Raw genomic sequence first — 14,720 nt, forward strand, 5'->3', positions numbered from 1 at the left:
TATAGCATGTTGGGAAACAACAACTTTTAATAACACAACCTGTGTTTGGGATGTAACGGGAACGCAACCTAATCAACCAACTATAGAATGTTGGGAAACAACAACATTTAACAACACAACTTGCGTTTGGGATGTTACTGGAACACAACCGATTCAGCCAACTATAGCATGTTGGGAAACTGCTACTTTTAACAACACAACTTGCGTTTGGGACGTAACAGGAACACAACCAGATCAACCAACTATAGCATGTTGGGAAACTGCAACATTTAATAATATAATTTGTACTTGGGATGTAACAGGAACACAACCTAATCAGCCAACTATAGAATGTTGGGAAACTGCAACATTTAATAATACAATTTGTACTTGGGACGTAACAGGAACACAACCAGATCAACCAACTATAGAATGTTGGGAAACTGCAACATTTAATAATATAATTTGTACTTGGGATGTAACAGGAACACAACCTAATCAGCCAACTATAGAATGTTGGGAAACTACAACATTTAATAATACAACTTGCGTTTGGGATGTAACGGGAACGCAACCTAATCAACCAACTATAGAATGTTGGGAAACAACAACTTTTAATAACACAACCTGTGTTTGGGATGTAACGGGAACGCAACCTAATCAACCAACTATAGCATGTTGGGAAACTGCAACATTTAATAATACAATTTGTACTTGGGATGTAACAGGAACACAACCAGATGTAGTTGACACACTATCAAACGTAACAGAGTGCGATAGTTATACGCTACAACCATTAACAAATGGAGACTACTACTCTCAACCTAATGGAAATGGGACAATGTTTAATGCAGGAGACACTATCGCAATATCGCAAACAATCTATATTTATCTTGATAACAATGGTTGTCCAGACGAAAGTAATTTTAATATTACTATAAATGAGACACCAACTGCCATCAGCTTAGATAATGAAATAGTATGTGATTCTTTTATGTTACAAAATATCTCATCTGGAAACTATTATACAGCTCCAAATGGTACAGGAAACATGCTATTACCGGGAACCACAATTTTTTCATCGCAAACCATTTACATTTATTCTGAAACAAATACAACACCTAATTGTTCTGCGGAAAGCAGTTTTACTATAACAATAAACCCAACCTTAAACTTTACATTAACACAAGCTAATTTAGATATTGAAGAAGGTGAAATAACAGTAACAATGTCTGATATTTCTATTAATTACGAATATTCTATCGATGGATTTAACTATCAAAACAACAATACCTTTTCCGGATTAACAGATGGTAATTATACACTTTATGTTAGAGACACTAACGGTTGTTTAGAAAAAACAGTAGATTTTATTATTGAACTTAAACAGTTTATTATCCCAAAATATTTTACACCAAATGGAGATAACGTTCATGAAACTTGGGATGTTATCGATAATAAAAACGAGATTAAATTAACTTCTGTTTTTGATCGTTATGGAAAACTAATAACGCAACAAAAAGGACCAATGCGTTGGGATGGCACTTTTAAAGGCAGATTGATGCCTACTTCAGATTATTGGTATATAATCGAATTAAAAGATGGTACTATTTTAAAAGGGCATTTTAGTTTGGTTAGGTAAATTGGTTTTGTATTTTAGTGTTGAACTTCTACATATAAGGAGTTGTAACCAATTTAAAAACTGAACTTTCCTGAAATGATAATAAAATTACTACCATTATATTTTGCTGTTCCTGGGTTAATTTATTTCGGTTTGATTTTAGCCATTTTCATCGACTCACTTATTAAAGTTGTAAAATTTTGGAAACTAAAAAAAATTAAAAATAATGACTTAATAATTGGATTCAGTATCTCACTTCTTTTATTTGGAATTCTATATCTATTATTTCGAGGAGAAAAAGAAAGTTTAATTCTAATTTTAGTTGGACCTTTTTTACTAATATTTTTACCTTTTTTTCTACATATTGCAGCACATAGAAGTAAAACAGAAAATTACGCTTATAAAATATCTGCAATTATTATAGTTTTTTCAATGGTATTAGCATTTTTAATTCGAATAACATCTCATATTCTATAATAGCAGAATAAGTAACTGAACAAAATGAAAATTAAATCTCAATGAAATTAAAAACTCTGAATTATCAAAAAAAAAGATAAACAACTCGGAGTTGAAATTAATAACAAGGAATTAAAAAACTGGTTACAACAAAGTATATAAAAAATTGCTATTTTGTGCTTAACCAATGTGAGTTGCTTTGTTTGCTTGCATCTGATTTTCCTTCGGAAAATCCTCGCACACAAACACGCAACTTTCCATATACATAAACGTTAGCAGTAATGTTAAAAATATACCACTCAATTAAATGAAACATATTAAAAGGAAATTTCTTCTTACACATAATATCGAAGAAGAATCTTATAAAGCTTTGGAAAAAGCACTGGGAAACCCTAATAATAAAAGGGAAGATTCCAATGAAAATATGGTTCCACATTTAATAACAACAAATAATGAATTAATTCAAGCCTTTTTTTACAATCTTAATGGCACTAAAGTTCAAATTCCTGAACCTAATCCAATAGTAATTTATTTCAGTAATGCTCAAGGTTTTTTAATGGTAATTAAAGAACAACGCAAAAAACTATTTAAAGAATTAGAATTACAAGATTATAATATTGGAAATGTTTTAAATTTAATGTTCGGATTTTATGGATGTGTAGTAAATTACTCTTCTTCATTATTTGATTCGTTAGAAGCTTTTGTTAATTCTAAAATCCCAATGGAATACAAATACACAAATCCAAAACGGAAAAAGAAAACAATGGATAAATTTAAAATAATTAGGTATTTAAGCTTCGAAGATAAAGTCAAATTTGTCTTTCCAGAAATTTATTCAGGTAAAAACTTTGTGAAAGAAAAAAGCCATTTATACGAAAACTTAAAGAAATTATTGGAATTAAGAAACAATATAACTCACGCAAAATCTGATTTAAATTATGATGTAAATTATTATGAAAAACTATTTATTCAAACTTTGGACTTTGATTATGAAAAATCAATTGAGAGTGCTAAAGATTTTATTAATTTCTATGACGAAAATTTAATTGAACCTTGCAACTGTGGACTTAAACATTAATACACTACTGCCAACAAAGTATAATTAATTGTTTTTTTGCTTAATTAAAAATAGTTACATGCTTATCAAACTCTAATTTCCCTAGGATAAAAAAAAATGAATCTAATAGACTTTATAATTGGTGGATTATTAGCCAATGCAATGCCACACCTTATTTTTGGGTTAACCAAAACTCATTTTCTTGGAATGTTTGGTTATAGTCCAAAAGGAAACATTATGTATGCTGTTGTTCAGTTTGTTTTATGCATAATACTATTCTGCTTAAATTATGAATATAAAGAACTTATGGAAAATGGGTATTTAGTTGGAGCGATAACAGTACTTGTACTCTATTTTATCTTTGGGAAATTTCTAGTTAAATCCTATGGTAAAAAAGAATAAGTTTTCAAAAGTGGATTCCTGCATTCGCAGGAATGACAGAGCTGTTTTTAACGCTTCATTAAAATAAAACCATCGTTTTATTCCGTAGTTTTGTTTTTGTCATTCCTGCGAAAGCAGGAATCCACTACGAAATATTAAAATAGATTTTGCGTCGTAGCGCAGAATGACAATATACATGCAATTCAAAATAAAATCAGAATTTAGTCCAACAGGAGACCAACCAGAAGCTATTAAACAATTGGTTACTGGATTGGATAGTAAAGAAAAATACCAAACCTTATTAGGTGTTACTGGTTCTGGTAAAACTTTTACAGTTGCCAACGTTATAGAAGAAACACAACGTCCAACATTAGTTTTAGCACACAATAAGACTTTAGCTGCTCAATTATATTCTGAATTTAAGCAGTTTTTTCCTGATAACGCAGTAGAATATTTTGTATCCTATTACGATTATTACCAACCGGAAGCCTACATCCCAACCTCTGGAGTTTATATAGAAAAAGATTTATCCATCAACGAGGAGATTGAGAAAATGCGTTTAAGTACAACCTCTTCCCTATTATCGGGTAGACGTGATGTTATTGTAATTGCATCTGTGTCTTGTTTATATGGTATTGGTAATCCTGTCGAGTTTCAGAAAAATGTTATTTCCTTGGAAGTCAATCAACAGATTTCACGTACCAAACTATTACATCAATTAGTACAAAGTCTGTATTCGCGTACCGAAGCCGATTTTAAACATGGTAATTTTAGGATAAAAGGAGATACTGTAGATATTTTTCCAGGCTATGCAGATGATGCGTTTCGTATTCATTTTTTTGGAGAAGAAATTGAAGAGATTGAAGCCTTTAATATTCAAACCAATGAAGTTGTAGAAAAATATGACAAATTAACTATCTATCCAGCAAATATGTTTGTAACGTCGCCAGACATTTTACAAAATGCAATTAAAAGCATACAAGATGATTTGGTCAAACAACATGATTATTTTAAAGAAATAGGTAAGCATTTAGAAGCAAAACGCTTAAAAGAACGTACCGAATTTGACTTAGAGATGATTAGAGAATTAGGCTACTGTTCTGGTATTGAAAATTACTCGCGCTATCTAGATGGTCGCGAACCCGGAACTCGCCCTTTCTGTTTATTAGACTATTTTCCTGATGACTTTTTAATGGTAGTAGATGAAAGTCACGTTACAATTTCTCAGGTACATGCTATGTATGGAGGCGATTACAGCCGAAAAGTAAATTTGGTAGATTATGGTTTTAGATTACCTGCTGCAATGGATAATAGACCTTTAAAGTTTGAAGAGTTTGAAACTTTGCAAAACCAAGTTATATACGTTTCTGCAACGCCTGCAGATTATGAGCTTGAGAAAACAGATGGTGTTTACGTCGAGCAAGTAATACGACCAACCGGATTATTAGATCCTATTATAGAAGTCCGACCAAGTTTAAACCAGATTGATGATTTAATTGAAGAAATCCAGCTTCGTATAGAAAAAGACGAACGTACTTTAGTGACAACCTTAACCAAGCGTATGGCTGAAGAATTGACTAAATACCTAAGCCGAATTAATATTCGTGTAAATTATATACATAGTGATGTAGATACTTTAGAGCGTGTACAAATTATGCAAGATTTGCGTAAAGGAATTTATGATGTATTAGTTGGTGTTAACTTATTACGTGAAGGTTTAGACTTACCAGAAGTATCTTTAGTTGCAATTTTAGATGCAGATAAAGAAGGTTTTTTACGTTCAGCAAGATCACTAACCCAAACTGTTGGTAGAGCTGCTAGAAACTTAAACGGTAAAGCGATAATGTATGCAGATAAAATAACTAAAAGCATGCAAAAAACGATAGATGAAACCGAATACAGACGCGAAAAGCAGATAGCATACAATACCAATAACAATCTTGTTCCAAAAGCTTTAAATAAAAGCTTAGATAGTGCATTAAGTAAAAACTCTGTAAGTACATACAGTTACGATTTAGAAGCTGCTCGTGCTGCAGAACCTGAAAGTGAGTATTTAACTAAAGGTGAATTAGAAAAGAAAATACGTGAAAAACGTAAAATCATGGAACAAGCTGCAAAACAGTTAGATTTTATAATAGCTGCACAATTACGTGATGAAATTAAAAGTTACCAAGGTAAACTAGAAGCATTAAAAAGTTAATTACAGTTATACTATCACTTTTTAAAAAACAACTCGCGACAGTTCTATTTATTTTTGAAGCATGAAAAAATTCTAAATGTTCTCGATACAATTCTACTGCGTCGAATCACTCGAACTGACGAAATTAATAAGTTTTATTAATTATACTGTACTTTAAAAATATCTATTAATACTTCTGCAGGAACCATCATATTAGGGAAGCCTTCCATTAAATACAACACTCTATTAATAGAATCATGGTTAAGTCCCATTCTTAAACCATAGTTGTGGATTTTTGCTATTTCTGCTCTTGTGCGATCTTGATCGATGTGCATTAATAAAACCAAACGGTGAAATTGCACAATACGCTCACTATGTGATTTTAAGTTTACATAATTAACAGGGTATTCAATTAGGTAATCGAAATCTTCTCTAGAAACATCTAATTGTTTTGCAATACTTAAAAGAAAATCATACTCTATTCTTTTGAGATCTTTGTCTGTTTTAGCAAAGGCTATCATTTCAGACAATAAACTTAGTTTTTCTACTCTGTTAGGCATACTTGGGATATTAATTTTTCTTTTTATAAAATTACATAATAATGGTAATTTATAATCGTAGAAAGGACGTAGCTTGTCGAAAAATGAGTAGTTTTACAACGAACTTAAACGCTGTTCATCATTTATTTAGTGATTAAAACATCAAAATAATCAATTAAAAAACTAATTATCAATACATTAGCTCATGACAAATAACGATATTTTTAAAAAGCTAAGAGTTGCACATAAACTAAGAGATACTGATATTATTGCAATATTAGCTTTAGTAGATTTTAGAATTGCTAAAACAGAATTAAGTGCTTTTTTTAGAAGAGAAGACCATCCTAATTATGTAGAATGTGGTGATCAAATTTTAAGAAATTTTTTAAATGGTTTGGTTATTCATCTTCGTGGACCAATGCCAAAAAAAGGTGAAGCTCCAAAAAAGGATAGTTCTAGGAAAGTAAAACCTAATCCTTACGATAATAAAAAGAACATTAACAAACCCAAATAAAAACAAAAAGGAGCAACTATTAAGTTGCTCCTTTTTTATTAATATCAATACCTATAAACTATGTTTTAGGTAATGTCTTTATAATTTATTATGCTAATACAGCTTGCACTTTATCTGCAGCTTCTTGAAATTCTGTAGCACTCATTACATCTAGTCCAGAATCATCAATTAATTTTTTAGCAATATCTGCATTAGTACCTTGTAAACGTACAATAATTGGTACGCTAATGTTACCCATATTTTTGTAAGCATCTATTACACCTTGAGCAACACGATCGCAACGAACGATACCACCAAAAATGTTAATTAAAATTGCTTTAACGGCAGGATCTCTTAATATAAGTTCGAATGCTATTTCTACTCTTGCAGCATCTGCAGTACCACCAACATCTAAAAAGTTAGCTGGCTCACCACCAGCTTGCTTAATTAAATCCATTGTAGCCATTGCTAAACCAGCACCATTTACCATACAACCAACGTTTCCGTCTAAGTCAACATAGTTAAGTCCTTGCTCACCTGCTTCAACTTCAATTGGATTCTCTTCACGTAGATCGCGCATTGCTGCTAAATCTTTATGTCTGTATAATGCACTAGCATCTAAAGTTACTTTAGCATCTACAGCCATTATTTTATCGTCACTTGTTTTTAAAACCGGATTGATTTCAAACAAAGCAGAATCAGACTCTACGTAAGCTTTATATAATAAAGTTACAAACTTTGTCATGTCTTTAAAAGCTGCTCCAGATAAACCTAAATTAAAAGCTACTTTACGTGCTTGAAATGGTAAAATTCCTGTTGCAGGATCAATTTCTTCGTTAAAAATTAAATGAGGAGTTTCTTCTGCAACTGTTTCAATATCCATTCCACCTTCCGTAGAATACATAATCATGTTACGTCCAGTCGCTCTGTTTAATAAAACAGACATATAATATTCTTCTGGCTCAGAATCTCCAGGATAATAAACATCTTCACATACTAAAACTTGGTGTACACGCTTACCTTCTGCTGAAGTTTGAGGTGTTACCAAATCCATTCCTATAATATCTCCAGCAATAGTTTTAACTGCGTCTAGGTTTTTTGCTAGCTTAACTCCACCACCTTTTCCGCGACCACCTGCGTGAACTTGTGCTTTTATTACGTGCCAACCTGTCCCAGTATCTTCAGTTAATTTTTTTGCTGCAGCAACTGCTTCGTCAGCATTTTGAGCAACAATACCACGTTGGATACGTACGCCAAAGCTGCTTAATAATTCTTTTCCTTGAAATTCGTGTAAATTCATCTTTATTAATGGATTTATTTATATTTCCGCGTAAGCGAAATGTCTATAAAATTTTAGAATCACAAAAGTAAATAATCACAATAACTTACCCTAATATTTAATTATGAAAAAATGAATCAAAATTAATCACTTTTATAATTTGTTATATAATTAACAAATTGTTTAAATATGTAATATTTTGAATTAAAATTTAGAAAGTCGGCTAATAAAAATAGATTTGAAAAAAAATAATTTATGACTAATAACCAATTAATTAAAATAGCTAAAGACTTTGGAAGTCCTGTTTATGTATATAATTCTGAAATTATTTCTCAGCAATACAAACGTTTAACATCTGCTTTTAGTAATGTTAAAAAGGTGAAAATAAATTATGCAGTAAAAGCATTGTCTAATATTTCTATTTTAAAGTTAATGAAATCTTTTGGAGCAGGATTAGATACTGTTTCCATTCAAGAGGTACAACTAGGCTTGGCAGCAGGATTTAAAGCTGAGCAAATTATTTTTACACCAAATGGTGTTTCTTTAGAAGAAATAGAAAAAGCGGCTATTCTAGGTTGCCAAATAAACATAGATAATCTGTCTATATTAGAGCAATTTGGTACTAAAAACCCAAACGTTCCTGTTTGTATTCGTATAAATCCACATGTTATGGCTGGAGGAAACACTAATATTTCTGTTGGACATATAGATAGTAAGTTTGGTATTTCAATACACCAAATTCCTCATATTTTGCGTATTGTAGAAAATACTAATATGAATATTAACGGCATTCACATGCATACTGGAAGCGATATTTTAGACATCGATGTTTTTCTTTATGCTAGTGAAATACTTTTTGAAACTGCTAAAAACTTTAAAAATTTAGAATTTATAGATTTTGGTTCTGGTTTTAAAGTACCTTATAAACTTGGAGATATAGAAACGAACATTGAAGAGTTTGGCGAAAAACTATCAGCTAGATTTAATGAATTTTGTAAAAACTACGGCAAAGAATTGACCTTAGCATTTGAGCCAGGAAAGTTTTTAGTGAGTGAAGCTGGACAGTTTTTAGCAAAAGTTAATGTTGTAAAACAAACAACTTCTACCGTTTTTGCACAAATAGATTCTGGGTTTAATCATTTAATTAGACCAATGCTTTATGGTTCTCAGCATGAGATTGCAAACATCTCTAACGCTAAAGGTCGTGAGCGTTTTTATAGTGTAGTTGGTTACATATGTGAAACAGATACGTTTGCAAATAATAGGCGAATTTCTGAAATTAATGAAGGTGATATTTTAACCTTTAAAAATGCTGGAGCTTATTGTTATTCTATGGCTAGCAACTACAATTCTCGCTATCGTCCTGCTGAAGTACTTTGGCATAATGGAGAAGCGCATTTAGTTAGAAAGCGTGAAACGTTTGATGATATTATGAATAATCAAATTCAAATAGAATTAGAACCAAAAAAGGTAAAAGCATAAAAAAATTAAAGAGCACTTTTAGTAGAAGTGCTCTTTATATATTTAGTCAAGAATTATATTAATCTTTTACTGTGCCATTAAAATGATTCACATTTGGGTTTATAGGATTTCCTGTAACACGTCTAAACGAAGCCAATTGCCCACAATGCCATATACAGTCGCTAATTGGTCCATTTATATTATTCCAATATGGTATTTCGTTAGTACCAAATAAGAGTTTATATTGAGAAATATCTTCGCTAGCTCTTAAAATATCTGCTGCTTGTTTTAAATTCTCTAGCGTTTTAGCTCTTAGTTCTGTATAAGATAGTTCTTCTTTATCTCCTCTTACATTTGGCTTTTTTAGCGTTGAATTGAGGACTATTAAAGATAGATCGTAGATGTGTTTAATAGTTTCAAATGAAGTTCTCACAGAGTCGTTTGGCTTATATGCTAAATCCTTTTCTAGTAAACCTTCACTTGCCCAATGAAATCTAAAACCTAAAGCATCTACTTGTCTTGCTGCTACTGTTCCTGCAGTGTATTCTTTTGCAGTTTCAGGAAGTTCGTAGTATGGAGGACGTTCTGTTTTCATTTCTTGAGCTGAAAGTAGTGTTGTAATTAAAAATGCTAGCGTTAGTATTGTGTTTTTCATTTTATATAATTTTAATTCTTAATTTCTTTTACATCACTAATAGTGACTGTTCCGTATTTATCGAACAAATATATTAAACTTGTCATGGTTGCTGCACCAAGTTCTAACTCTCTTTTATTTACAGCATCAAACGTATCGTTTGCTGCATGATGATGATCGAAATAACGTTGAGAATCTGGACGCAATCCTGCTAATACAATGTTGTCGTTTTTTAAAGGTCCAATATCTGCTCCACTGTATCCTTTCTCGAAATAGTGAATTAAATAAGGTTTAAATAATGGTTCCCAACTTAATACTTTATCTAAATTAGCATCGCTACAATCAAAACTAAAACCTCTTGGCGAAAAGCCTCCAGAATCACTTTCTAGAGCAAAAACATGATTCTCGTTTTTACGCTTTGCTTCTTCTGCATATTTTTTTCCACCTCTTAAACCGTTTTCTTCATTCATAAAAAGAACAACACGAATGGTTCTTTTAGGTTTTATTCCGCTTTCTTTTAATAATCTAATTACATCCATGGATTGTACCACTCCTGCGCCATCGTCATGAGAACCGTCTCCTAAATCCCAAGAATCTAAATGACCACCAACTACCATATATTCGTTTGGATATTCGCTACCAGTTATTTCTCCAATAACATTATAAGATAATACATCTTCAAATTGCTCGCAGGTTTGCTTGAAATAGAACTCTAAGTTTGAATCTGTTTTTAATGCTTGAGAAAGCTTGTTAGCATCATTAGTACTTATGGCTGCAGATGGTATGCGTTGGCTATTAGGCAAATCTAAATAACTCATGCTTCCAGTGTGTGGCAAATTGTCCTGACGTAAATTTAAAGAACGAACAATGACTCCAACTGCTCCAAGTTTACCAGCTTCGAAAGCACCTGCATAACGTTGTTTTGAGCATCCACCATAAGCCTCGAACGTGTGTATTAATTCTGGATTTAAAGCACCATTAAAAAAGACTATTTTCCCTTTTACTTTTGTGCCTAATGCTGCTAATTCTTCGAAGCTTTTAACTTCTATTACATTGGCTTTTAGTCCAGAATTTAAAGTTGCTACAGATCCTCCAAGTGCACAGATATTAACGTCTAATTTATTGCCATTAGCTTTAAAATGGCCAACTTCTTTTTCGCCACGTTCCCATTTTGGGACCATAACTTCTTGAAGCCATACTTTATCTAAACCTAATTTTTCTAGTTCGCTTTTTGTGTATTGTACGGCTTTTTCTGCATTTGTAGAACCAGATAATCTACCTCCAATTTGGTTTGATAAATAATCTAACCATTGGTAAGCTTTACCATTAGTTAACGATTTGCTGTATATAGTTTTTACTGTTTCTTTATCGTTTTGGGCAAATGCATTTGCTGATAAGAAAAAGACTGCAATTAATAATTTTAATTTCATGATAAGTGCGTTAGCGATTGAACGGTCTGTTTGAGCTCCTTGAAGAGAGCGAGTAGTGAAAGCGCGACCTTTAGGTAACGCCAAATAATGTATTACTCGTTATTTAATTGTTCTTTATACAAATGTAAATTAGCTTTCGTTTTTGCGTCTAGTTCTGGCTCATCGATATCTTTATATTGCTTGAGTGTTTTATGTAAAATAGTAGCAACTGCTAATCTTGCTGCTGGCTTATTGTCTGCTGGAATATTAAACCAAGGTGCATGTTCTTTACTTGTTCTATTGATAGCGTCTTGGTAACAGTCCATGTAATTTTCCCAAAGTTTACGCTCTTTTAAATCGCCTGCTGAGAATTTCCAATTCTTTTCTTTTAAATCTAAACGACGTAGTAATCTTCTTTTTTGTTCGTTTTTAGACAGGTTCATAAAAAACTTAAAGATTAGTGTTCCGTTTTTGGCAAGATGTTTTTCGAAATTGTTTATTTCATTAAAACGTTTGTTCCAAAAGGCTTCGTTTACATCGTCTACACTATTAACGCCTGGTAAGTTTTCTCCTAAAATATAACCAGGATGTACCCGTGTAACTAGAACATTTTCGTAATGTGTACGATTGTGAACACCAAACTTACCTCTTGCAGGTAAGGCTAAATAATGTCGCCATAAATAATCGTGCTTAAGCTCTAATGTTGTTGGTACTTTAAAACTCATCACCTCAACACCTCTAGCGTTAAAATCTTTAAAAACTTCACGAATTAAACTGTCTTTGCCAGAAGTATCCATACCTTGTAAACATACTAAAACAGAATATTTACCATGTGCATAAAGCGTGTCTTGAAGCTTCCCTAACTTCTTACGTATCTTTTTTAATTCTTTTTTAACTTCGTCATCTGTTTCTTCTAAATCAAGTAATGTTGGTAACTTAGGCAACTCGATTTTAGATATTATTTTATGGTCTTCTATTTTTATTTCTTTCATAATAAAATACTATTATTTACTAGCAAATAATTTTACATCCTGCTCACTTACTTCTACTCCTCCAAGAATTATTAAGCGCTCTATTACGTTTCTTAATTCTCTAATATTACCTGTCCAATCGTACTCTTGCAACAATTTTATGGCTTTCGCCGAAAAACTCTTTTCTGCTGTGCCTTGGGCTCCAGAAATTTTCTTTGCAAAGTGTTTTATTAATAACGGAATATCTTCTCTTCTGTCATTTAACGCGGGTACTTTTATAAGAATAACTGCGAGTCTGTGGTACAAATCTTCTCTAAATTTACCATTTGCTATTTCTTGTTTTAAGTTTTTGTTTGTTGCTGCTACAATACGAACATCTACTTTAATGTCTTTATCACTACCAACACGTTGAATGCGACTTTCTTGCAAAGCACGCAGTACTTTTGCTTGCGCAGATAAACTCATGTCACCAATTTCGTCTAGAAAAATTGTTCCACCATTTGCTGCTTCAAACTTTCCTGCTCTGTCTTTTGCTGCGCTTGTAAATGCTCCTTTTACGTGTCCAAACAATTCGCTTTCTATTAACTCGCTTGGTATTGCGGCACAGTTAACCTCTATCATTGGTCCTTTTGCTCTTGTACTTTTTTCGTGTAACCAATGCGCAACTAGTTCTTTTCCTGTTCCATTTGGACCAGTAATTAAAACGCGAGCATCTGTAGGTGCTACTTTATCGATAATGTCTTTAATTTGAGAAATAGCATCGCTATCTCCTATCATTTCGTACTTTTTACTAACCTTTCTTTTTAGTATTTTATTCTCTACAACCAGCTCTTTTCTGTCTAGCGCATTACGGACTGTATTTAGTAAACGGTTTAAATCTGGTGGCTTAGAAATATAGTCGAAAGCGCCTAAACGCATAGTATTTACTGCAGTGTCTAAATCTCCATGACCAGAAATCATGACCATTGGTATTTCTGGTTTTATTTTTTTAACTGCTTCCAATACTTCCACACCATCCATTTTTGGCATTTTAATATCACAAAGTACTAAATCGAAATCTTCTTTTTTTATTTTTTCGATGCCTGCCAAACCATCTTCAGCTTGATCGACTTCGTATTTATCATTTTCTTCAGATAGTATTTTAACTAAAACTCTTCTAATCGCTGCTTCGTCTTCTATTACTAGTATTTTTGACATTATCTTTTAAATTTAATTCCTGTTTTTAGTATTCTGTAAGATAAGTATTTTATTCTTCTTTTGATATGATATGAATATCTCGCTGCGGAAACGGAATGTTAATATTATTTTCCTTAAATAGTTTATAAATAGCAAAGCGTACTTCACTTTTTGGTATTCTAGCGTTAAAACTATCTTCTATAGTAAAAGTAACCTTAAAGCTTAAAGCACTTTCTCCAAAATCTGTAAATACTACGCTTGGCGGAGGTTGTGTGAACACTAATTTTGAAGATTTAGCAGCTTGTATTAATAAACTTTTAACTAATTGCACATCACTACCATAAGCAACACCAACATCTACAGATTCTCTTGTAGAAGAGCCATTTTGCGTCCAATTAAACAAGCTGTTAGTTAAATACAAATGATTTGGTATAACCAATACTTTATTGTCTATCGTAACCGCTCTAGTTGTTCGTAATTTTATCTCTTCTACACGACCAACTTTTCCTTCAATCTCTATAATATCTCCAACATGAACCGATTGATCAACCAGTATAAAAACACCAGAAATAATATCTTGAAACAAGGTTTGCAATGCTAAACCAATACCAATAAGCAGCGCTGTAGATGCTGCAAAAATTGCTGTTACATTTATCCCTAAAGAACTTATAGCAACTAAAAAAACAATAATATAGATAATCCACCTAGCAAAAGAAAAAACAGAGTTAAACTTTGCTTTATCCTCACGAGGCATTTTTCTAGTAACAAGCTTTTTAATCCATCTTAAAACAAACGTCGTTGCTATAATTACAGTTATAATTAAAATTACATAGCCTACTGTAACTTCACTTGGTTCTTCTTTTCCATGAGGTATTAAAAATAAAGAATGGTCTAAGAAATCTATAAATTTTCCCCAAACACCACTATTAGTAATAACTTTACCAACTACTTCTACAGAGTCTTCTATTTTAACTTTTTCCTGCATCTTTAGTATTTAATCCATTTTAAAAGCTCTCTGTATGTTGGTTTTTTACCATACATTAAAATACCAACTCTATAAATTTTTGAAGCCAACCAAATGGTAA

At 32.0% G+C, this 14,720-nt stretch carries 13 protein-coding genes; 6 read left to right on the top strand and 7 right to left on the bottom strand.

Annotated features, from left to right (window positions below):
* The 4 genes from Q0C58_RS12040 to uvrB form a co-directional block, all read left to right on the top strand.
* Window positions 1-1,621 (top strand): T9SS type B sorting domain-containing protein (locus Q0C58_RS12040; protein ID WP_290701954.1); only part of this gene is annotated, 1,621 nt, incomplete at its 5' end.
* A gap of 742 nt (window positions 1,622-2,363) precedes the next feature.
* The gene (locus Q0C58_RS12045; RefSeq protein WP_290701957.1) at window positions 2,364-3,134 is read left to right on the top strand and encodes a hypothetical protein; all 771 of its coding nucleotides are present in this window, start codon (window positions 2,364-2,366) and stop codon (window positions 3,132-3,134) included.
* Window positions 3,135-3,230: 96 nt separating this feature from the next.
* The gene (locus Q0C58_RS12050) at window positions 3,231-3,515 is read left to right on the top strand and encodes a hypothetical protein (protein WP_290701960.1); all 285 of its coding nucleotides are present in this window, start codon (window positions 3,231-3,233) and stop codon (window positions 3,513-3,515) included.
* A gap of 175 nt (window positions 3,516-3,690) precedes the next feature.
* Entirely contained in the window at window positions 3,691-5,694 is a 2,004-nt protein-coding gene (gene uvrB / locus Q0C58_RS12055) for an excinuclease ABC subunit UvrB (protein ID WP_290701965.1), read from the top strand.
* 137 nt (window positions 5,695-5,831) lie between these two features.
* Here the strand turns inward: uvrB and Q0C58_RS12060 are convergent, their stop codons facing one another.
* Window positions 5,832-6,233 carry a TerB family tellurite resistance protein gene (locus Q0C58_RS12060; protein ID WP_290701968.1) on the bottom strand — a complete coding sequence of 134 codons (402 nt, stop codon included), beginning with the start codon at window positions 6,231-6,233 and terminating at the stop codon, window positions 5,832-5,834.
* Between the two features lie 184 nt (window positions 6,234-6,417).
* Between Q0C58_RS12060 and Q0C58_RS12065 the strand changes: the two genes are divergently transcribed.
* Window positions 6,418-6,726, top strand: a complete 309-nt coding sequence (locus Q0C58_RS12065) for a DUF1456 family protein (protein WP_290701970.1) — start codon at window positions 6,418-6,420, stop codon at window positions 6,724-6,726.
* Window positions 6,727-6,814: 88 nt separating this feature from the next.
* On the opposite strand, the gene sucC is transcribed toward Q0C58_RS12065, so the two are convergent.
* Window positions 6,815-8,005, bottom strand: a complete 1,191-nt coding sequence (sucC, locus tag Q0C58_RS12070; RefSeq protein WP_290701973.1) for an ADP-forming succinate--CoA ligase subunit beta — start codon at window positions 8,003-8,005, stop codon at window positions 6,815-6,817.
* 234 nt (window positions 8,006-8,239) lie between these two features.
* Here sucC and lysA point away from each other — a divergent pair, with 234 nt between their 5' ends.
* Window positions 8,240-9,466 (top strand): diaminopimelate decarboxylase, encoded by a 1,227-nt coding sequence (gene lysA, locus Q0C58_RS12075; RefSeq protein ID WP_290701976.1) that lies wholly within the window; start codon window positions 8,240-8,242, stop codon window positions 9,464-9,466.
* 58 nt (window positions 9,467-9,524) lie between these two features.
* Here lysA and Q0C58_RS12080 read toward each other — a convergent pair whose 3' ends face one another.
* The 5 genes from Q0C58_RS12080 to Q0C58_RS12100 form a co-directional block, all read right to left on the bottom strand.
* Window positions 9,525-10,100, bottom strand: coding sequence for a hypothetical protein (locus Q0C58_RS12080; RefSeq protein ID WP_290701978.1), 576 nt, complete (start codon window positions 10,098-10,100; stop codon window positions 9,525-9,527).
* An 11-nt stretch (window positions 10,101-10,111) separates the two neighbouring features.
* Entirely contained in the window at window positions 10,112-11,509 is a 1,398-nt protein-coding gene (locus Q0C58_RS12085; protein WP_290701990.1) for a M20/M25/M40 family metallo-hydrolase, read from the bottom strand.
* A 92-nt stretch (window positions 11,510-11,601) separates the two neighbouring features.
* The gene (locus Q0C58_RS12090) at window positions 11,602-12,480 is read right to left on the bottom strand and encodes a PPK2 family polyphosphate kinase (RefSeq protein WP_290701981.1); all 879 of its coding nucleotides are present in this window, start codon (window positions 12,478-12,480) and stop codon (window positions 11,602-11,604) included.
* Between the two features lie 12 nt (window positions 12,481-12,492).
* Window positions 12,493-13,656, bottom strand: a complete 1,164-nt coding sequence (locus Q0C58_RS12095; protein WP_290701984.1) for a sigma-54 dependent transcriptional regulator — start codon at window positions 13,654-13,656, stop codon at window positions 12,493-12,495.
* A 49-nt stretch (window positions 13,657-13,705) separates the two neighbouring features.
* A complete protein-coding gene (locus Q0C58_RS12100) occupies window positions 13,706-14,620 on the bottom strand; it encodes a mechanosensitive ion channel domain-containing protein (RefSeq protein WP_290701988.1) in 915 nt (304 codons plus the stop codon).
* Between the last annotated feature and the right edge of the window lie 100 nt (window positions 14,621-14,720).

It is taken from the genome of Lacinutrix sp. (assembly GCF_023299985.1).
Taxonomy (GTDB): Bacteria; Bacteroidota; Bacteroidia; order Flavobacteriales; family Flavobacteriaceae; genus Lacinutrix.